The sequence below is a fragment of the Azoarcus indigens genome, assembly GCF_004361735.1.
Classification (GTDB): domain Bacteria; phylum Pseudomonadota; class Gammaproteobacteria; order Burkholderiales; family Rhodocyclaceae; genus Azoarcus; species Azoarcus indigens.
The window spans coordinates 24,332-42,897 of the sequence record NZ_SNVV01000031.1; the positions used below are offsets into that span (position 1 = coordinate 24,332).

The window sequence follows — 18,566 nt, forward strand, 5'->3', positions numbered from 1 at the left end:
CCCAGGCGCTCACTTGCCGATGCAGAAGCGGGAGAAGATCACGCCCAGCAGATCGTCGGCGGTGAACTCGCCGGTGATCTCGGACAACGCGTCGTGGGCCAGCCGCAGTTCCTCTGCAAACAGCTCCAGCGCCATCACCTGGCCCTGCGCGGTCTCCACATGGGCCAGCGCACTGCGCAGGGCGCCGAGATGACGCTCCCGGGCGAGGATCACGTCCTCGCCGTGGGCATGCCAGCCAGCCACCCGCAGCAACTCGCGGCGCAGCAGTTCCACGCCTTCGCCGCGCTTGGCCGAAAGCGACAGCCACACCCGGCCATCCTGCTCCCGCCGGCCGGGCTGGCGGCCATGCAGGTCTATCTTGTTCTCGACGACGATGCGTTCCACGCCGGCCGGCAGGCGGGCATCGATATCCTCGCCGCCCAGCGCACCGTCCGCCTCCACAAGCCGCAGGATCACGTCGGCCCGGCCGATCTCCTGCCAGGTGCGGGCGATGCCGATCTGCTCCACCACGTCGCTGGTATCGCGCAGGCCGGCGGTGTCGATGATGTGCAGCGGAATGCCTTCGATCTGGATGGTTTCACGCAGCGCGTCGCGGGTCGTACCGGCAACGTCGGTGACGATGGCGCGCTCCTCGCCGGCGAGCTGGTTGAGCAGGCTGGATTTGCCGACGTTGGGCTCGCCCACCAGCACCACGTTGAGGCCGCTGCGCAGCAGCGCGCCCTGGCGGGCGCGGTCTAGCACGCCTTCGAGGTCGGCGCGGATGGCGGCCAGGCGGGGCAGCGCCCTCGCCTTCTCGAGGAAGTCGATTTCCTCTTCCGGAAAATCCAGCGTCGCCTCGACCAGCATGCGCAGGTCTATCAGGCCGTCGCGGATGCGGTGCACCTCTTCCGAGAAACGGCCGGTCAGGGAACGCAGCGCGGAACGCGCGGCGGCGGCGGTGGAGGCCTCGATCAGGTCGGCAACGCCTTCAGCCTGGGCGAGGTCCAGCTTGCCGTTGAGGAAGGCGCGGCGGGTGAATTCGCCCGGCTGGGCGAGGCGGGCGCCAAGGGCGAGGCAGCGCTCCAGCAGCATCTGCATGACCACCGGGCCACCGTGGCCCTGGAGTTCGATGACGTCCTCGCCGGTGAAGGAGGCGGGCCCCGGGAAGTAGAGCAGCAGGCCTTCGTCCATCGCTTCGCCTTCGCCATCCAGGAAGCGGGCGAAGGCGGCGATGCGCGGCCGGGGTTCGCGCCCGGTGAGCGCGCGGGCGAAACCGGCCAGGCCGGTGCCCGAAACGCGAACGACGCCGATGCCTCCCCGGCCCGGTGCCGTCGCGATGGCGGCGATGGTGTCAGGCGGGCTTGCCGGTGCCGGACTTGCCACCCTCGATCATCCGCGTGATCTGCCATTGCTGGGCAATGGACAGGCAGTTGTTCACCACCCAGTACAGCACGAGGCCGGACGGGAACCACAGGAACATGAAGGTGAAGACGATGGGCATGGCCATCATCACCTTGGCCTGGATGGGATCGGGCGGCGTCGGGTTGAGCTTCATCTGCACCAGCATGGAGACGCCCATGATGATAGGCAGGATGAAGTAGGGGTCCTTCGCGGCCAAATCCTGAATCCAGCCCAGCCACGGTGCGTGGCGCATCTCGACGCTGCCCAGCAGCACCCAGTACAGGGCGATGAACACCGGGATCTGGACCAGGATGGGCAGACAGCCGCCGAGCGGGTTGATCTTCTCGTTGCGGTAGAGACTCATCATCTCCTGCTGCATCTTGGCCTTGTCGTTGCCGTACAGCTCCTTCATGCGCTGCAGGCGCGGCGCCAGCACCCGCATCTTGGCCATGGACTTGTAGCTCGCGGCCGACAGCGGGAAGAACAGCAGCTTGATGGTGACGGTGACCAGGATGATGGCCCAGCCCCAGTTGCCGGTCAGCTGGTGGAACCAGGACAGCACCCAGAACAGCGGCGCGGCGATCACGGTCAGCAGGCCATAGTCCACCACCCGCTCCAGGCCGGGCGCGATGTCCTGCAGCTTGTCCTGCTCCTGCGGACCGATATAAAGATGGGCATCCACCTTGCCGCTGGCGCCCGGAGCGATCTCGGCCACCGGCAGGATCACGCCGGCGGAGTAGAGGTCGGTACCCACCTTGCGGGCGAAGAACTCGCGCTCCACGCCAACCGCCGGCAGCCAGGCGCCGACGAAGTAGTGCTGCACCATGGCCACCCAGCCATCGCTGGCGTTCTTGGGAAACTTGGCCTTGTTCTTCTCGATGTCCTCGAACTGGACCTTGTGGAACTTCTCCGCCTCGGTATAGAAGGCCGGGCCGGTGAAGGTATGCACGCCGAAGGCCTGCACCTGCTCGGCCGGCTGGCCGTCGCGGGTGAGCTGGAAGTAGGCATGCGGCGCCAGCGCCTGGGCGCTGCCGTTGTCGATCTCGTAGGCCACGTCCACCAGGTAGCTGCCACGGCGGAAGGTCATCACCTTCGTAACCTTGACGCCGTTCTGCTCCGGCGCCTGCAGGCGCACCACCAGGCTGTCCTCGCCGTCTTTCAGCGCCAGTTCGGCGGCAGGCAGCGCGAACACCGTCTTGTGGTTGGGCAGGCCGTCGCCGATCAGGCCGGTCTGGGCGTTGTAGAGGTGGCGGCCGCCGTCGTCCAGCAGCACGAAGTTGCGCGTCTTGTCGTCGCTCGCCTTGTGGTGCTCCAGCTCTAGGCGGACGATGTCGCCGCCGTTGGCGGAGATCTCGGCACGCAGCATGTCGGTGACGACCAGCATGCGCGGCGCGCCGGAGGGCGCGGCCTGCTCGCCCGGCACGGCTGGCGTGGGCGTCGCACCCAGGCCGGCGCTGGGCGTCGGCACCGCGCCGATGTCTCCTGCCGTGGACGCTGCCGGGGTTTGGGCGACGGGTGCAGGCTGGTTATGCTTGATCCAGCCTTCCCACAGCATCACGATGGAGAAGGCAAAGACGAGGAAGAGGATGAGGCGACGTTGATCCATCGGGGTCGTGTTCGTGCGGACGTTGGTCAGGGAACGGGATCATACCCGCCTGGGTGGAAAGGATGGCATCGCCCCACCCGGCGCGCGGCCAGCCAGCCGCCGCGCAGCGCGCCGTGGCGCTGTACGGCTTCGATGGCGTATTCGGAGCAGCTCGGATGGAAACGGCAGTTGCGCCCCAGCATCGGGCTGATGGCGTAGCGATAGAAGCGCAGGAAACCGAGCAGCACAGTCTTCATGGCCGTGGCAGCCGCTCCAGCAATTGCCGCAGATCGCGGTTGAGGTCGGCCCGCGTCGCCAGCGCCACCGGCGCATGCAGGCGGGCGATGAGGTCGGCGGCCGGCAGGTTGACGCGTTCGCGGCGGAAGATCTCGCGCGCGATGCGTTTCACCAGATTGCGCACATTGGCGCGCTTGGCCAGCTTCTTGGCAACCACCACCGCCAGGCGGGCGGTGCCGAGATCGTTGGGCCGGTAGTGCAGCATGTAGTACTTGCCGCGCAGGGCCCGCCGAAAAGCAAAAACGGATGAGAACTCATCCGTTTTGTGCAATCTGTACGCGCTGCGGAATCGCTCGTCGGCGCCCGCCGGTTCCGTCACCTCAGACGGCGAGGCGATGACGGCCCTTGGCACGACGGGCACGGATCACCGCACGACCGCCACGGGTCTTCATGCGGACCAGGAAACCGTGAGTGCGCTTGCGACGGACGACGGAGGGTTGGTAAGTGCGTTTCATGATCGGCTACCGGTGTGAGGTCAAACGCGGGATTTAATTTGATAATCCCATGTTTGTCAAGAACAATTTTTCCCCGGGGCTGTGGATAAGTCCGCCCCCCGGAGGTAGAATCCCCTTCTTGCGCGCTTCGCCGATGCAAGGAGGGGCGATCGGGCCACGAGCCCACACCGCCGCCCGGCGAGCACATCCGACAACAGGCCACCCGGCTGCCAGCCCGCCTGTCCAGCGCCCCATCGGCGCGGGGCGGGCGTGTTTTTCGAGTATCGTGTCGCAAACACAAACCGTCCGCTCCGTGAATCAAGATTTCTGGTCCTTCTGCCTGTCGCGCCTTGAACAGGAACTGCCGCAACAGCAGTTCAACACCTGGATCAAGACGCTGCATGCCAGCGAGGGCCAGTGCGACGACGGCCCCGCCCTCACCCTCACCGCGCCGAACCGTTTCGTCCTGCAATGGGTGCGCGAGCGCTACCTGCGCCGCATCAGCGAACTGGGCGAGGAATTCCACGCCGTGCCGCTGCAGCTGGATCTGCAGCTGCCGGCGCCGGGTGCCGCGCGCACGGTGAAGCCGGCCACCGCCGCGCCGATGAACGGCGGCGGAAGCAATGGTATCCATGCCCCCGCCGGCACAGCCGCGGCCGGCACTGAAGCTCCGCAGCGGGAAAGCCGCAGCGCCGCCACCGGAATGCCGCCCCCCGCCGCACCGGCGGTCGTGATCCGTCCCAGCGAGCCGGAACCCGCCTCCGCGGCCGACCTCGCCTACGACAAGACCCGCCTCAACGCCGACTTCACCTTCGACACCCTGGTCACCGGCCGCGCCAACGACCTCGCCCGCGCGGCGGCCATGCAAGTGGCGCAAAACCCCGGCACCTCCTACAACCCGCTGTTCGTCTATGGCGGCGTCGGCCTCGGCAAGACCCACCTGATCCACGCCATCGGCAACGCGGTGTACCGGCAGAACCCGCGCGCGGTGATCCGCTATGTACACGTCGAGGACTACTACGCCGACGTGGTGCGCGCCTACCAGCAGAAGAGCTTCGACGCCTTCAAGCGCTACTACCGCTCGCTGGACCTGCTGCTGATCGACGACATCCAGTTCTTCAACAACAAGAACCGGACCCAGGAAGAGTTCTTCCACGCCTTCAACGCCCTCACCGAGGCGCGCAAGCAGATCGTCATCACCTGCGACACCTACCCCAAGGACATCCAGGGCCTGGAAGACCGCCTGATCTCCCGCTTCGACTGGGGCCTCACCGTGCAGATCGAGCCGCCCGAGCTGGAAATGCGGGTGGCCATCCTGAAGAAAAAGGCTGAAGCGCTGCGAGTGGAAGTGGACGACGACGTCGCCTTCCTCATCGCCAAGAACCTGCGCTCCAACGTGCGCGAGCTGGAAGGCGCGCTGAACAAGGTGGTGGCCTACGCCCGCTTCCACGGCCGCGGCATCTCGCTGGAAGTGGCCAAGGACGCGCTGAAGGATCTGCTCAACGCCCACAACCGCCAGCTCTCCATCGAGCACATCCAGAAGACGGTGGCCGACTACTACAAGATCAAGGTCGCCGACATGCACTCCAAGAAGCGCACCCGCGTCATCGCGCGGCCGCGTCAGGTAGCCATGTGGCTGGCCAAGGAGCTCACGCCGATGTCGCTACCCGCCATCGGCGAAGCCTTCGGCGGCCGCGATCACACCACCGTGCTGCACGCCTGCCGCACCATTACCGATCTGCGCCTGGCCGACCACCAGCTGAACCACGATGTACACGTGCTCACCCAGGTGCTGCGCGGCTGAGCCTCACGACTTCCCGATCAACCACTTTTCCACCTGACGCCATGCTCCTGCTCAACACTACCCGCGATGCGCTCCTCGCTCCGCTGCAGTCGGTTGCCGGCATCGTCGAAAAGCGCCACACCCTGCCCATCCTGTCCAACGTGCTGATCGAGAAGCACGGCGACCAGCTCACCCTGCTGGCCACCGACATCGAAATCCAGATCCGCACCACCACCGGCGGCCACATCGGCGGCGAAGACATCGCCATCACCGTCGGCGCGCGCAAGCTGCAGGACATCCTGCGCGCTCTGCCGGACACCGACATCAACCTCACCCTGGACGACAAGCGCCTCACGGTGAAGGCCGGCAAGAGCCGCTTCCAGCTGCAGACCCTGCCGGCGGCCGACTATCCGCGCATGAACCTGCCCGACGGCGACGCCGTGCGCCTCACCGTGCCGCAGCGCACCTTCAAGCGCCAGCTCGCCCAAGTGTCCTACTCCATGGCGCAGCAGGACATCCGCTACTACCTGAACGGCCTGCTGCTGATCGCCGATGGCAGCGAGCTGCGCATGGTCGCCACCGACGGCCACCGCCTCGCCTACGCCGCCAGCGACCTCGCCGTGCCGGCGCCCGAAGGCCAGCGCACCGAAGCCATCCTGCCGCGCAAGACCGTGCTGGAGCTGGCCCGCCAGCTCGCCGACAGCGACGACCCGCTGGAAATCATCCTCGCCGGCAACCAGGCGGTGTTCCGCTTCGGCCCCATCGAACTCGTCACCAAGCTCATCGACGGCAAGTTCCCCGACTACGAGCGCGTGATCCCGCAGAACCATCCCAAGCTCGTCACCTTCGAGCGCCTGCCGCTGCTGGCCTCGCTGCAGCGCGCCGCCATCCTCACCAACGAGAAATTCCGCGGCGTGCGCCTGGTGCTGGGCGAAGGCGCGCTCAAGGTCATCAGCTCCAACTCCGAGCAGGAAGAAGCACAGGACGAGCTGGAGATCGACTACCACGGCGACACGCTGGACATCGGCTTCAACGTCACCTACCTGCTCGACGTGCTGAACAACCTTTCCTCCGAAACGGTGGAATGGCGCTTCAACGACGGCAACTCCAGCGCGCTCATCACCCTGCCCGGCAACGAGCAGTTCAAGTACGTCGTGATGCCGATGCGCATCTGAGGAAGACGCGCATAAACCTGCGCCCGCCCGTCCCTGCATTGCCCGCCGTACGACAGCACGGCTGGGCTGCGCCGGCCGGCCAGGGCGGGCTCGCCACGGTTTCTGCGCCCCTTCCCGCCGCAAGTTTGTTGTCCCAGCAGCAAGCGTTCTTTTTGAATTACCCGAGATGACCATGTCCGAACCGCAAAACACGCCCGCCCCCGCCGGCAACGACTACGACGAATCCAGCATTCAGCAGCTCGAAGGCCTGGAAGCGGTGCGGAAACGCCCCGGCATGTACATCGGCGACACCTCCGACGGTACCGGCCTGCACCACATGGTGTTCGAAGTGGTGGACAACGCCATCGACGAAGCCCTGGCCGGCCACTGCGACGACATCGTCATCACCATCCACGCCGACAACTCCATCTCCGTCACCGACAACGGCCGCGGCATCCCGGTCGGCGTCAAGATGGACGACAAGCACGAGCCCAAGCGCTCCGCCGCCGAAATCGTCATGTGCGTGCTGCACGCCGGCGGCAAGTTCAACCAGAACAGCTACAAGGTTTCCGGCGGCCTGCACGGCGTCGGTGTCTCCTGCGTGAACGCGCTCTCCAAGTGGCTGCGCCTCACCATCCGCCGCGACGGCAAGAAGCACTTCATGGAGTTCAACCGCGGCGCGCCGCAGGACCGCGTCATCGACGTGGTGGACGGCGTCGAAGTCAGCCCGCTCAAGGTGCTCGGCGAAACCAGCAAGCGCGGCACTGAAGTGCATTACCTCGCCGACGAGGAGATCTTCGGCACCGTCGAATACCATTACGAAATCCTCGCCAAGCGCCTGCGCGAACTCTCCTTCCTCAACAACGGCGTCAAGATCCGCCTGGTCGACCAGCGCACCGGCAAGGAAGAAGACTTCGCCTTCGCCGGCGGCGTGAGAGGCTTCGTCGAGTACATCAACCGCACCAAGACCGTCCTGCATCCCAACGTCTTCTATGCGGCCGGCAACACCCGCATCCCCACCGGCGCCGGCGAAGCCGAACTCTCGGTCGAAGTCGCCATGCAGTGGAACGACTCCTACGCCGAACAGGTGCTTTGCTACACCAACAACATCCCGCAGGCCGACGGCGGCACCCACCTCACCGGCCTGCGCGCCGCGATGACCCGCGTCATCAACAAGTACATCGAAGAAAACGAGATCGCCAAGAAGGCCAAGGTGGACATCACCGGCGACGACATGCGCGAGGGCCTGGCCTGCGTGCTGTCGGTGAAGATGCCGGACCCCAAGTTCGCCAGCCAGACCAAGATGAAGCTGGTCTCTTCCGAAGCCCGGCCGGCGGTCGAAGAAGTCGTCGCCAACAAGCTCTCCGACTTCCTGCTCGAAAACCCCATCGACGCCAAGACCATCTGCAACAAGATCGTCGAAGCCGCCCGCGCCCGCGACGCCGCCCGCAAGGCCCGCGAAATGACCCGCCGCAAGGGCGTGCTCGACGGCGTCGGCCTGCCCGGCAAGCTCGCCGACTGCCAGGAGAAGGACCCCTCCCTGTGCGAGCTCTACCTGGTCGAGGGTGACTCCGCCGGCGGCTCCGCCAAGCAGGGCCGCGACCGCAAGTTCCAGGCCATCCTGCCGCTCAAGGGCAAGATCCTCAACGTCGAGAAGGCCCGCTTCGACAAGCTGCTGCAGAGCCAGGAAATCGCCACCCTCATCACCGCGCTCGGCACCAGCATCGGCAAGGACGACTACAAGCCCGAGAAGCTGCGCTACCACCGCATCATCCTGATGACCGACGCCGACGTCGACGGCGCCCACATCCGCACCCTGCTGCTCACCTTCTTCTACCGCCAGATGCCCGAGCTGGTGGAGCGCGGCCACATCTACATCGCCCAGCCGCCGCTGTACAAGATCAAGCACGGCAAGACCGAGATCTACATCAAGGACGACCACGAGCTCAACAGCCACCTGCTCAAGCTCGCCCTGGACGGCGCCGCCCTCACCCCGCGCGAAGGCGCCGCCCCCATCGTCGACGAAGCTCTGGGCGGCCTCGCCCGCAGCTACCTGCTCGCCGAAGCCGTCATCCGCCGCCTCGCCAGCTACATCGACCCCGAAGTGCTGCAGGCCATGCTCGCCCACGACATCGAGATCAGCCTGGACGACGAAGCCGCCGCCCGCGCCTCCGCCGGGCGCATCCAGCCACACCTGCCGGAAGGCCTGCGCATCTACGCCGAGTACCACGAGGAAACCGAAGGCTGGCGCCTCACCGTCGAGCGCCTGCACCACGGCAACCTCAAGTTCGGCTGGGTCGAACAAGCCTTCCTCGTCTCCGGCGACTACCGCAGCATCCGCACCGCCAGCGCCTCCATCGCCGGCCTCATCGGCGGCGGCGCCGAAATCCGCCGCGGCGAAAAGCGCCAGCCCGTCACCCGCTTCGCCGACGCCATCGGCTGGCTGCTCAACGAAGTCGAACGCGGCCTCAGCAAGCAGCGCTACAAAGGCCTGGGCGAAATGAACCCCGAGCAGCTGTGGGAAACCACCATGGACCCCGCCGTGCGCCGCCTGCTGCGCGTGCAGATCGACGACGCCATCGCCGCCGACGAAATCTTCACCACGCTGATGGGCGACAACGTGGAACCGCGCCGGGCGTTCATCGAGAGCAATGCGCTGTATGCGCAGAACATCGATGTGTGAGGTGTCGGATGACAAGGAAAGTGAATTTCCTGCCAAGTTAGTGCGAAATCGCTGACACAGATAATGACGAAAAGCTCCCTAGGGAGCTTTTGTCGTTTCTGCACCGTCCCATATCGAACTGTGCTGCCCACTCATTCCATTTCAACCGCGGCCTGGCACTCTCATCAGCTGGTCTTTCTTGGGCCGGAACGGTCGGTGAGGGTCGGTCGGTGAGGTACCGCTGACCGACCGGCTGCAATCTACTCAAATGTAGCTGCTGGGCGCGCCTCGGACCTGAACGGAGGCTTTCATTTTGGAGAAGCTGCCGAGCCAAACCAATCCCTGCCCCCGGAAAAACGAGCCTGCCCGAGCACCCATATTCCGCCTCCGCCATCGACTGTGTAGCGCGATTGCGATTCGACGAGATAAGAAAACTCTCATACAGGTACAACTCCCCTAGGAGATATTTGAGTCGAGCACAAACACCGATTTGCAAATCGGTTAGCCCCAAACGTGTTGTTTGCTAGCCTGGTCAGGGGCGTCGAAGGGGATCAAGCGGGGTGGATCAGCAGCGAGAACTGCTTCTGGAGTTCGCGCCGCAGCTGCGCGCGCGTGTGCCTGCTGCCCTGTCGCGTCTGGCACACGTCGGCGTGGCCGGGATCGGCGGCGTCGGCGGTGTCGTAGATGCAGAAGCGGCCGCCGTCCTCCGGGCCGCGCAGGGCGCGAATGCCGGCGGCGGTGGCGCCGACGGCGCATTCGAACGTTCGACCGGGCTTGGCGGCGGCGCGGGCGTGGCCGAGTTGGCGAATGTCGCCTTCACTGCCGGTGATGACCAACCGCTGTACCGACATACCCTTGTTCGACGCATCGCCGAAAGCGGCTTCCGTCACTTTCCCAGTCGCGACGTCGTAATGCACCGGGGAAAGGATCAGGCGCCACAGGGTCTCGTCGTCCATCACCGGGCCGGGGGAGTGCGGCGACACCGAATGCGCCTCGCACGCGCAGTCCGGTGACTGCGCGTCGATCTTCTCGGCCTTCTTGGGGTCTTTCGCGACGCTGGCGAACAGTTCCTCGCAGCTCATCCGGCGATGGGCAGGCTCGCGAGGAAGTGCCGCAGCGCAGCCGGCAACGTGCGCGCTGCGACCCCCTCGGCGCCGCCGTAACCGTCCGGGCCGTCGGTCAGCGACGTGTAGGTGCCATCGCCTTCGAACTCCAAGCTTGCATAGTGTGTGCCGCGATCCCAGTACAAGCCTATGGTCCCCGATCCGGACAGCATCGGGGACGGGACAGGAAGCGTGCGCGGCAGCTGCCCCAGGAATTCCAATGCGTCGAGCAGCGCGGCCGCCTTCGCCGGCTGGCCGTCGTAGCCGTCCCAGTCGTGGGGCAAAAACTGGTAGTCGATCAGAGTGCGCAGCAGCGCCATCATCTGCTCCGCCCGCCCGTTCTGCGCGGCGGTTATGACCAGTTCGTTAGCGCTCGGAACCGGCGCCGCATTGGCGGGGGCTCCAGCGAGTCCGAGCAGCGGAACGAGCGCAGTGGACATCTTGCGCAATACGTTATCTTGCGAAAACCATCCGCGCGCAGGGGTGGCGGTGCGGTCGGTCCGGGCAGCACCGACGGATCGGGTCGGTGCGGGCTGGGGCAGATAGCTGACGAATTCGAAGGTGGCGGCGGTCATGAGTCGGTCCCTTCCTCTGCGTTCAAATGGATGCGTGCGAGCATGTCATCGTTGAGAAGCTCGCGCAGCACAGCCTTGTTCTCGCTGTGCATGCCGTGCATCGCGGCGTGCAACGGAGGATTGTCCCCCGCGTAAAGCTGCTCGGTGTCGGAGAGCGGTGCGTTGAAGAGGGTCTTGTGCACGCTCAGAATGCGCACTTGGCGGTTTCCGTTCTCGTCGATCAGGTCCGTGTTAACCACCGTCAGCTTCCGGCGCTCGGGCTCGTCGGGCATCTCGGTAAAGTACCCATGGTGCGCGTGCCAAAGACTCTTTTGCTGGAAAACTGACGCCGGGAGCATGGCCGAGTTCTGCCGCAGCAGCATGTTCGCGCGGAATTGAGCGACATCGTCTCCGGTGATTCTGAAGATATCCTGGTACTGCAGGCCGAAAACGGTGAAGCCCCCCGAACTGACGGCAATGAGCGGCAAAAGGGGGTGCATCAGGTCCGCCGCAGTGGCGTACACCTCTTCCCAGCGGGTGTAGGTGTGAAGCGTCACGGCCAGCGTGTTGGGCGTGAGCATCAGATTGCGTTCAATGCGCCCGTCCGGTGCAAACCGTTCGAACGTCCAGCCCACCGCGTGGGCGGGCTGTATGGACTTACCGCCGCTTTCGAGATTGAATTCGAACGCGATTTGCTGAACCGGCTTCTTGCTCGGAAGCTCGTTTTTGAGGGCGGCCTCATACACCGACTCGAGCGCGCCCATAACGGCGGGCGGCAGCGGCTGCTGCCATTCGACGCCGAACGAAACGCTCTCGATTGCGTGCGTGTCGTGCAGGGGCGTGATGTTCATCGTCAAGTCGGTCTCTCGTAGTGGCCGCGAAGTATAGCAATGATATCCGGCTGGATATCGTGTCCTGCTTCCGGTCAGAGGTCATCGGAAGGGAAGAGTTCGCCATTCCTCGGGACGGGCTCGTCGCGCACGGAGTCGACCTGAAGCAGGCGCGGGCGGCCGTCCGCTGTCGATTCGTACTGCCCGGTCACGCGCACCCAGGTGTTGAGCAACCGGGCGCTGGGCGAGCTGAATGCGTTTTCGCTGATCGTGCCGGATATCGATCTGTTCATCCAGATGCACGTGGTGAAGGAGGCGCAAACCTCCAGCCGGATCGAGGGTACCCAGACCGAGATCGACGAGGCCTTGCTGCCCGAGGAGCAGGTGCTGCCGGAGAAGCGCGACGACTGGCGCGAAGTGCGCAACTACATCGATGCCGTGAACGAGGCCATCGAGGCGCTGGCCACGCTGCCACTGTCGAACCGCCTGCTGCGGCAGACCCACGCGACCCTGTTGCAGGGTGTGCGCGGCGAGCACAAGCAGCCGGGCGAGTTCCGCATCAGCCAGAACTGGATCGGTGGCTCCAGCCTGCAGGATGCGGCGTTTGTGCCGCCGCATCAGGATGGCGTGGCGGCCTTGATGAGCGATCTGGAAAAGTTTCTGCATAACGACCAGATTGCCGTGCCCAACCTGGTGCGCATTGCCATCGCGCATTATCAGTTCGAGACTATTCACCCCTTCCTGGACGGGAATGGTCGCATCGGTCGGCTGATGATCCCGCTGTATCTGGTGAGCTGCGGTGCGCTGAGCAAACCGGCCTTGTATCTGTCGGATTTCTTCGAGCGTAACCGCGCCAGCTATTACGACGCCCTGATGCGGGTGCGTGTCGGTAACGACATGATTCACTGGGTGCGCTTCTTCCTGAAAGGCGTGGCCGAGACGGCGAGCAAGGGCCGCGATGTGTTCGGCCAGATTCTGCATTTGCGTACCGAAGCAGAGCAGCAAATCCTCTCTCTGGGCAAGCGAGCACCAACCGCGCGCCAAGGCCTTAACCTGCTCTACCGGAATCCGGTGGTCAGTGCCGGCGATCTGGCAACAGGCTTGGCGATCAGCACGCCGACTGCCAATGCCCTGATCAAGGATTTCGAGCGTCTGGGCATTCTGCGCGAGAGCACCGGACGGCAGAAAGGCCGGGTTTTTGTGTTTCATCGTTACCTCAGACTGTTTGTAAGTTAAGGGAAACGACTTTTCCTTAACTTGGATAAGTTGGGAGTTAAGGGAAGAAGCAGGCCGGATTGCTGCGCTTCACCCGAACGGCATGAATTGCCAAACCCTTCCCCGCAGGCATATTCGCAATTCGCGAATAGCGAATGAGGCGAGGCGATGGAACTCAAACCGCAGGATTTGCTGGTGCTGTTGAAGGTGGCAGCACACCCGCCGCAGCGCTGGACCTACGCCACGCTGGGCGAAGCGCTGACCATGAGCGCTTCGGAAACCCACGCCTGCGTGAAGCGCGCGATCGCCGCCGGGCTGGCGGTATCGCAGGGGCGTGAAGGCTGGCAGCCGGTGCGCCCGGCTTTGCTGGAGTTCGTGCTGCACGGCGCGCGCTATGTGTGGCCGGCCATCAGCGGCCCCGCCAAGCGCGGCGTGCCGACCGCCTTCGGCACGGAGCCGCTGGCCAGCCTGCTGAACGCCGCGCCCGGCGAGGCGCCGGTGTGGGCGCATGCCAAGGGCAGCGCCAAGGGGCCCACGCTTTCCCCGCTGTATCGCACGGCCCCCGAGGCGGCGCTCGCCGACCCGGCCCTGCATCGCCTGCTGGCCCTGCTCGATGCCCTGCGCATGGGACGCGCGCGCGAACGGGCCCTGGCCACAGACCTGCTGACGACGGCGCTGGGAGGCGAGGCGGATGAATCCCAAGGATCCTAACCTGCCGCAACTGCGGTGCATCGCCGGCGCACTGGGCGAGTTGCGGGAGCAGCTTGTGTTCGTCGGTGGTTCGGTGGCGGGTTTGCTGCTGACCGACCCCTTGGCCGAGGGCGTGCGGGCGACCACGGACGTGGATGCCATCGTCGAGGCCGGTCGCGCTGCTTTCCATCAACTGGAAAGTGAGTTGTCCGACCGAGGTTTCATGCGCGACATGACGAGCGAGGTGATTTGCCGCTGGGTGCATCGCGAATCCGGCCTGCTGTTCGACCTCATGCCGGTGGATGACGCAGTGCTGGGCTTTACCAACCCCTGGTACGCCTACGCCGTCCAGACCGCTGAATCGCTCGAGATTGCCGAGGGTGTGTCCATTCGCGTGCTGAGCGCCGTCGCCTTCGTGGGCACCAAGCTGGAGGCCTTCGCCAGTGGGGGCAATGGCGACTTTAGGGCCAGTCGCGCTCTGGAGGATGTGCTGAACGTGGTGGATGGCCGTGAGCAGCTGGCCGAGGAAATGGCCGGCGCACCGGAGGCACTGAGGGTATTCGTTGCACGCACTTTTGCGGGCCTGCTGGGCCAGCCCAACTTTACGAATGTCTTGCCCGGCCTGATTGCAGAGCCGGAGCGTGCCGACGTAGTGTCGGCACGCTTGAGGGAGATGTGTTGATGAGTCTGCACCAGGAACACCACTTCGAAGCCGAAATCTGCGCCCACCTCGCGGCCAACGGTTGGCTGTACGCCGAAGGCGATGCGGCGCTCTTCGACCGCGCCATCGGCCTCTTCCTGCCCGACCTTCTGGCCTGGGTGGAAGAGACGCAGCCCGAGAGCTTCCAGCGCCTCACCAAGACCCACGGCGCGGCCCTGCCGCAGGTGCTGGCCGAGCGCGTGCGCAAGAGCCTGAACCTGCCGGAGCGCGGCACGCTGGATGTGCTGCGCCGCGGCGTGGAGATGCTGGGGCTCAAGGAGCCGCTGATGCTGGCGCAGTTCAAGCCCGCACTGGCCATCAACCCGGCCACCCAGGCGAAATACGCCGCCAACCGCCTGCGCGTGGTGCGCCAGGTGTGCCACTCGCCGAACAATCCAAAGGAAGAGTTGGACCTGGTGCTCTTCCTCAACGGCATCGCGGTGGCCACGGCCGAACTGAAGAGCAATTTCACCCAGAGCGTGCAGGATGCGGTCGACCAGTACCGCTACGACCGCCATCCCCAGCCCAAAGGCGGCGTGCCGGAACCGCTGCTGGGCTTCCCCGGCGGGGCGCTGGTGCATTTCGCGGTGAGCCAGTCCGAGGTGATGATGAGCACCCGGCTCGCCGGCAAGGACAGCTTCTTCCTGCCCTTCAACCGTGGCAACGCCGGCGGGGCGGGCAATGCGCCGAACCCGCAGGGCTTCGCCACCGCCTACCTGTGGGAAGAGGTGTGGGCGCGCGAGAGCTGGCTGGACATCCTGCATCGCTACGTCATCGGCAAGCGCGACGACAAGAAGCAGTTGAAGAGCCTCATCTTCCCGCGCTATCACCAGCTCGATGCCACGCGGAAGCTGGTCGCCGACGTGCTGCGGAACGGTGCCGGCGAGCGCTATCTGATTCAGCATTCGGCCGGTTCGGGCAAGACCAACTCGATCGCCTGGACCGCGCACTTCCTCGCCGACCTGCACGACGCCCAGCACACCAAGCTCTTCGACAGCGTGCTGGTGGTGAGCGACCGCAACGTGCTCGATGCACAGCTGCAGGAGGCCATCTTCGACTTCGAGCGCACCACCGGCGTGGTGGCCACCATCACCAACGAGCACGGCAGCAAGAGCGCCCAGCTCGGCCAGGCGCTCAAAGACGGCAAGAAGATCATCGTCTGCACCATCCAGACCTTCCCCTTCGCGCTGCAGGCGGTACAGGAGCTGGCCGCGACCGAGGGCAAGCGCTTCGCGGTGATTGCCGACGAGGCCCACAGCTCGCAGACCGGCGAAGCCGCCGCCAAGCTCAAGCAACTCCTGTCCGCCGAGGAATGGGCCGAGCTGCAGGATGGCGGCGAGGTGGATACCGAAGCCTTGCTCGCAGCGCAGATGGAAGCGAAGGCCGGCGCAACCAAGGGGCTCACCTACATCGCCTTCACCGCCACGCCCAAGGGCAAGACGTTGGAATTGTTCGGCCGCAAGGGTGAGGACGCACTGCCCCGCCCCTTCCACGTCTATTCCATGCGCCAGGCCATCGAGGAGGGTTTCATCCTCGATGTGCTGAAGAACTACACCAGCTACAAGCTGGCCTTCAAGCTCGCCCACGATGGCCAGGAATACGACGAGAAAGAGGTGGAACGCAGCGCCGCGATGAAGGGCATCATGCAGTGGGTCCGCCTGCACCCCTACAACATCGCGCAGAAGGTGCAGGTGGTGGTCGAGCACTACCGCGAGAACGTGCAGCCGCTGCTGCAGGGCCGGGCCAAGGCCATGGTGGTGGTCGGCTCACGCCGCGAAGCGGTGCGCTGGCAGAAGGCCATCCGCGCCTACATCGCCAGGCAGAACTATCCGCTGGGCGTGCTGGTGGCCTTCTCCGGCGAGGTGAATGACGCCGAAAGCTTCCCGGAACCGGTGACCGAAACGGACGCCCAGCTCAACCCCGGCCTCAAGGGGCGCGACATCCGCGAGGTGTTCAAGGAGCCGGACTTCCACCTGCTGCTGGTGGCGAACAAGTTCCAGATCGGCTTCGATGCGCCGCTGCTGTGCGGCATGTACGTCGACAAGATGCTGGGCGGCATCCAGGCGGTGCAGACGCTCTCGCGCCTGAACCGTGCGCACCCGGGCAAGGACACGACCTACATCCTCGACTTCGTGAACGAGCCGGCGGAAGTGCTCAAGGCCTTCAAGACCTACTACGAGACCGCAGAGCTTCAGGCGACGACGGACCCGCACGCGGTCTACGACCTGCGCGCCAAGCTCGACGCCACCGGCTATTACGACGAGTTCGAAGTGGATTGCGTGGCCAAGGTCGACCTCGACCCGAACGGCACCCAGAAACAGCTCGATGCTGCTATCGCGCCAGTCGCCGATCGCCTGCTCAAGCGCTACAAGGCCGCGCAGCAGGACAAGGCCGCCGCCGAAGCGCACGGCGACGAGAAAGTCGCGAAGTCCGCCAAGGACACACAGGAAGCGCTCATCCTGTTCAAGAACGACATGGGCGCCTACGTGCGCCTGTACGCCTTCCTGGGCCAGATATTCGACTACGGCAATACCGTCATCGAGAAGCGCTCCCTGTTCTACAAGCGCCTCATTCCATTGCTGGAGTTCGGCCGCGAGCGCGACACGGTAGACCTCAGCAAGGTCGTGCTGACCCACCACGCCCTGAAGAACCGCGGCAAGCAGGCAATGAGCCTGAACACAGACGGCAGCTACAAACTGCAGGCAATGGATGCAATGGGCAGTGGTTCGGTACAGGAGAAGGAAGAGGCCTACCTGTTCGACATCATCGAGAAGGTGAATGGACTGTTCGAAGGTGAGCTCACCGATGACGACCAGCTCGTCTACGTAAATGGCGTCATCAAGGGCAAGTTGCTGGAAAACGAGACGCTGGTGAAACAGGCAACAAGCAACAGCAAGGAACAGTTCGCCAACTCCCCGGACCTGAAGGATGCGCTGCTGCACGCCATCATGGACGCATTGGACGCGCACACCACGATGAGCACTCAGGCACTGGGCTCGGAACGCATACGCGAGGGGCTGAAAGACATCCTGCTCGGGCCAGCACAACTCTATGAATCGCTCAAGGCCCGCGCGAGCTCACCAGCCCGCACATAAACCCATCGCCGGCCGACGCTTGATAAACCTCACCTGCCCATCCTCCTCCACCCCGCCCTCCAGCCAGCCCAGCCGCCGATAGAAGCCGTTCGCGCGCACCTCCCGGTTGCTGTCGGTCACCAGCCAGATTTCCGCGCAGCCGCGCGCGAACAGCCAGCGCTCCGCCTCTTCCATCAACCGGCGGCCCAGGCCGCGGCCTTCGTGGTCGGGGCGGACGAAGAGGGCGAATACGGTGGCTTCGGCGGCGTTGGCCATGGCGAAGGCGAGGACTTGGCCGGACGCTTCCGCCACCCAGCCGCGGCCGTCGCCGTCCAGCATGTCCGCCAGCGTGGCGGGCGTGATGCCGAGGGCGGCGAGCTCGGCCAGGGACAGGTGGTTTTCCCTCACGCCGGTACGGATCTCGAACAGCGCGGGGATGTCGGCGGGCGTGGCCTTGCGGATGAACATGGCTTTCTGGCGAATGGCAGCCGGGGCAGCGGCTCAGCGCCGGGCGGTCTTGCGCAGCAGGCCGTCCAGGCGGTTGGCGAAGGCCTGGCGGTCGGCGGTGGAGAACTTGGGCGGGCCGCCGGTTTCCATGCCGCTGCTGCGCAGGGTGTCCATGAAGTTGCGCATGTCCAGCAGCTCGCGGATGTTCTCCTTGCCGTAGAGCTCGCCGCGCGGGGAGAGGGCGTGGGCATCCCTGGCGACGACGTCGGCAGCCAGCGGGATGTCGGCGGTGATCACCAGCTCGCCGGCCTGCACGTTGGCGACGATGTATTTGTCCGCTTCGTCGAAGCCGCCGGGCACCTGGATCATGCGGACGTGGGGAAAGGAGGGCACGCGCAGGAACTGGTTGGCGACCAGCGTCAGCGGGTAGCCGGTGCGCTCGGCGGAGCGGAACAGGATGTCCTTGATGACGCCGGGGCAGGCGTCGGCATCGACCCAGATATGCATGGCGCGCCTTGTGTGCGTGTGGAGTGGAAGCCGCCGGTATTGCGCGGGCGGGGCCGGCATTGTGCGACGGGATGGCGACGGGGAGCAAAGGCGGCGGCCCACCTGCGCGGCCGCGGCAGCCGCGAGGGCCAGGCACCGGGCTCCGGGCCGG

At 65.3% G+C, this 18,566-nt stretch carries 17 protein-coding genes; 7 read left to right on the top strand and 10 right to left on the bottom strand.

The genetic code is table 11. From position 1 onward, the window contains the following. Positions 1-9 precede the first annotated feature (9 nt). The 5 genes from mnmE to rpmH are packed head-to-tail and all read right to left on the bottom strand — an operon-like array spanning position 10 to position 3,717. Positions 10-1,362: a tRNA uridine-5-carboxymethylaminomethyl(34) synthesis GTPase MnmE gene (mnmE, locus tag C7389_RS22655; protein WP_133594942.1), complete on the bottom strand. Its 1,353-nt coding sequence runs from the start codon at positions 1,360-1,362 to the stop codon at positions 10-12. After that, positions 1,331-2,986, bottom strand: coding sequence for a membrane protein insertase YidC (gene yidC, locus C7389_RS22660; protein ID WP_133594943.1), 1,656 nt, complete (start codon positions 2,984-2,986; stop codon positions 1,331-1,333). The genes mnmE and yidC overlap by 32 nt, the downstream gene beginning before the upstream one ends. 26 nt (positions 2,987-3,012) lie before the next feature. Beyond that, a complete protein-coding gene (yidD, locus tag C7389_RS22665) occupies positions 3,013-3,222 on the bottom strand; it encodes a membrane protein insertion efficiency factor YidD (RefSeq protein ID WP_133594944.1) in 210 nt (69 codons plus the stop codon). Continuing rightward, on the bottom strand, positions 3,219-3,623 hold the full coding sequence (gene rnpA / locus C7389_RS22670; protein WP_342773529.1) for a ribonuclease P protein component: 405 nt from the start codon (positions 3,621-3,623) through the stop codon (positions 3,219-3,221). The genes yidD and rnpA overlap by 4 nt, the downstream gene beginning before the upstream one ends. Further along, the gene (gene rpmH, locus C7389_RS22675) at positions 3,583-3,717 is read right to left on the bottom strand and encodes a 50S ribosomal protein L34 (RefSeq protein WP_002926183.1); all 135 of its coding nucleotides are present in this window, start codon (positions 3,715-3,717) and stop codon (positions 3,583-3,585) included. Before rpmH ends, rnpA begins: the two co-directional genes overlap by 41 nt. 292 nt (positions 3,718-4,009) lie before the next feature. On the opposite strand from rpmH, the gene dnaA reads away from it, so the two are divergent. From dnaA to gyrB, 3 genes are all read left to right on the top strand, one after another. Further along, positions 4,010-5,500, top strand: coding sequence for a chromosomal replication initiator protein DnaA (gene dnaA, locus C7389_RS22680; protein WP_246034935.1), 1,491 nt, complete (start codon positions 4,010-4,012; stop codon positions 5,498-5,500). Between the two features lie 41 nt (positions 5,501-5,541). Next, the gene (gene dnaN, locus C7389_RS22685; RefSeq protein ID WP_133594947.1) at positions 5,542-6,654 is read left to right on the top strand and encodes a DNA polymerase III subunit beta; all 1,113 of its coding nucleotides are present in this window, start codon (positions 5,542-5,544) and stop codon (positions 6,652-6,654) included. 172 nt (positions 6,655-6,826) lie between these two features. Further along, the gene (gene gyrB, locus C7389_RS22690) at positions 6,827-9,316 is read left to right on the top strand and encodes a DNA topoisomerase (ATP-hydrolyzing) subunit B (protein ID WP_133594948.1); all 2,490 of its coding nucleotides are present in this window, start codon (positions 6,827-6,829) and stop codon (positions 9,314-9,316) included. Positions 9,317-9,846: 530 nt separating this feature from the next. On the opposite strand, the gene C7389_RS22695 is transcribed toward gyrB, so the two are convergent. Genes C7389_RS22695 through C7389_RS22705 form a run of 3 tightly spaced genes read right to left on the bottom strand, consistent with a single transcriptional unit; the run spans position 9,847 to position 11,803 of the window. Further along, the gene (locus C7389_RS22695; RefSeq protein WP_133594949.1) at positions 9,847-10,377 is read right to left on the bottom strand and encodes a hypothetical protein; all 531 of its coding nucleotides are present in this window, start codon (positions 10,375-10,377) and stop codon (positions 9,847-9,849) included. Beyond that, positions 10,374-10,973 carry a hypothetical protein gene (locus C7389_RS22700; RefSeq protein WP_133594950.1) on the bottom strand — a complete coding sequence of 200 codons (600 nt, stop codon included), beginning with the start codon at positions 10,971-10,973 and terminating at the stop codon, positions 10,374-10,376. The genes C7389_RS22695 and C7389_RS22700 overlap by 4 nt, the downstream gene beginning before the upstream one ends. Continuing rightward, positions 10,970-11,803: a TIGR04255 family protein gene (locus C7389_RS22705; protein WP_246034939.1), complete on the bottom strand. Its 834-nt coding sequence runs from the start codon at positions 11,801-11,803 to the stop codon at positions 10,970-10,972. The genes C7389_RS22700 and C7389_RS22705 overlap by 4 nt, the downstream gene beginning before the upstream one ends. A gap of 204 nt (positions 11,804-12,007) precedes the next feature. On the opposite strand from C7389_RS22705, the gene C7389_RS22710 reads away from it, so the two are divergent. The 4 genes from C7389_RS22710 (at position 12,008) to C7389_RS22725 (ending at position 17,482) form a co-directional block, all read left to right on the top strand. After that, the gene (locus C7389_RS22710; protein ID WP_246034936.1) at positions 12,008-13,018 is read left to right on the top strand and encodes a Fic family protein; all 1,011 of its coding nucleotides are present in this window, start codon (positions 12,008-12,010) and stop codon (positions 13,016-13,018) included. A gap of 147 nt (positions 13,019-13,165) precedes the next feature. Next, complete coding sequence (locus C7389_RS22715; protein ID WP_133594952.1) at positions 13,166-13,708, top strand: MarR family transcriptional regulator; 543 nt, start codon at positions 13,166-13,168, stop codon at positions 13,706-13,708. Next, positions 13,689-14,369 carry a hypothetical protein gene (locus C7389_RS22720; protein WP_133594953.1) on the top strand — a complete coding sequence of 227 codons (681 nt, stop codon included), beginning with the start codon at positions 13,689-13,691 and terminating at the stop codon, positions 14,367-14,369. Before C7389_RS22715 ends, C7389_RS22720 begins: the two co-directional genes overlap by 20 nt. After that, positions 14,369-17,482, top strand: coding sequence for a type I restriction endonuclease subunit R (locus C7389_RS22725; protein ID WP_162851812.1), 3,114 nt, complete (start codon positions 14,369-14,371; stop codon positions 17,480-17,482). Before C7389_RS22720 ends, C7389_RS22725 begins: the two co-directional genes overlap by 1 nt. Here the strand turns inward: C7389_RS22725 and C7389_RS22730 are convergent. Continuing rightward, a complete protein-coding gene (locus C7389_RS22730) occupies positions 17,465-17,929 on the bottom strand; it encodes a GNAT family N-acetyltransferase (RefSeq protein ID WP_133594955.1) in 465 nt (154 codons plus the stop codon). The two genes, C7389_RS22725 and C7389_RS22730, sit on opposite strands and share 18 nt — an antisense overlap. A 33-nt stretch (positions 17,930-17,962) precedes the next feature. Then, positions 17,963-18,415 carry a YaiI/YqxD family protein gene (locus tag C7389_RS22735; protein ID WP_133594956.1) on the bottom strand — a complete coding sequence of 151 codons (453 nt, stop codon included), beginning with the start codon at positions 18,413-18,415 and terminating at the stop codon, positions 17,963-17,965. Positions 18,416-18,566 lie beyond the last annotated feature (151 nt).

What these genes read in the sequence shown, in the direction of transcription:
- yidC (WP_133594943.1), bottom strand. Translation starts at nt 2,986, where the DNA reads ATGGATCAACGTCGCCTCATCCTCTTCCTCGTCTTTGCCTTCTCCATC.
- yidD (WP_133594944.1), bottom strand. Translation starts at nt 3,222, where the DNA reads ATGAAGACTGTGCTGCTCGGTTTCCTGCGCTTCTATCGCTACGCCATC.
- rpmH (WP_002926183.1), bottom strand. Translation starts at nt 3,717, where the DNA reads ATGAAACGCACTTACCAACCCTCCGTCGTCCGTCGCAAGCGCACTCAC.
- dnaN (WP_133594947.1), top strand. Translation starts at nt 5,542, where the DNA reads ATGCTCCTGCTCAACACTACCCGCGATGCGCTCCTCGCTCCGCTGCAG.
- gyrB (WP_133594948.1), top strand. Translation starts at nt 6,827, where the DNA reads ATGTCCGAACCGCAAAACACGCCCGCCCCCGCCGGCAACGACTACGAC.
- C7389_RS22695 (WP_133594949.1), bottom strand. Translation starts at nt 10,377, where the DNA reads ATGAGCTGCGAGGAACTGTTCGCCAGCGTCGCGAAAGACCCCAAGAAG.
- C7389_RS22700 (WP_133594950.1), bottom strand. Translation starts at nt 10,973, where the DNA reads ATGACCGCCGCCACCTTCGAATTCGTCAGCTATCTGCCCCAGCCCGCA.
- C7389_RS22705 (WP_246034939.1), bottom strand. Translation starts at nt 11,803, where the DNA reads ATGAACATCACGCCCCTGCACGACACGCACGCAATCGAGAGCGTTTCG.
- C7389_RS22715 (WP_133594952.1), top strand. Translation starts at nt 13,166, where the DNA reads ATGGAACTCAAACCGCAGGATTTGCTGGTGCTGTTGAAGGTGGCAGCA.
- C7389_RS22720 (WP_133594953.1), top strand. Translation starts at nt 13,689, where the DNA reads ATGAATCCCAAGGATCCTAACCTGCCGCAACTGCGGTGCATCGCCGGC.
- C7389_RS22725 (WP_162851812.1), top strand. Translation starts at nt 14,369, where the DNA reads ATGAGTCTGCACCAGGAACACCACTTCGAAGCCGAAATCTGCGCCCAC.
- C7389_RS22730 (WP_133594955.1), bottom strand. Translation starts at nt 17,929, where the DNA reads ATGTTCATCCGCAAGGCCACGCCCGCCGACATCCCCGCGCTGTTCGAG.
- C7389_RS22735 (WP_133594956.1), bottom strand. Translation starts at nt 18,415, where the DNA reads ATGCATATCTGGGTCGATGCCGACGCCTGCCCCGGCGTCATCAAGGAC.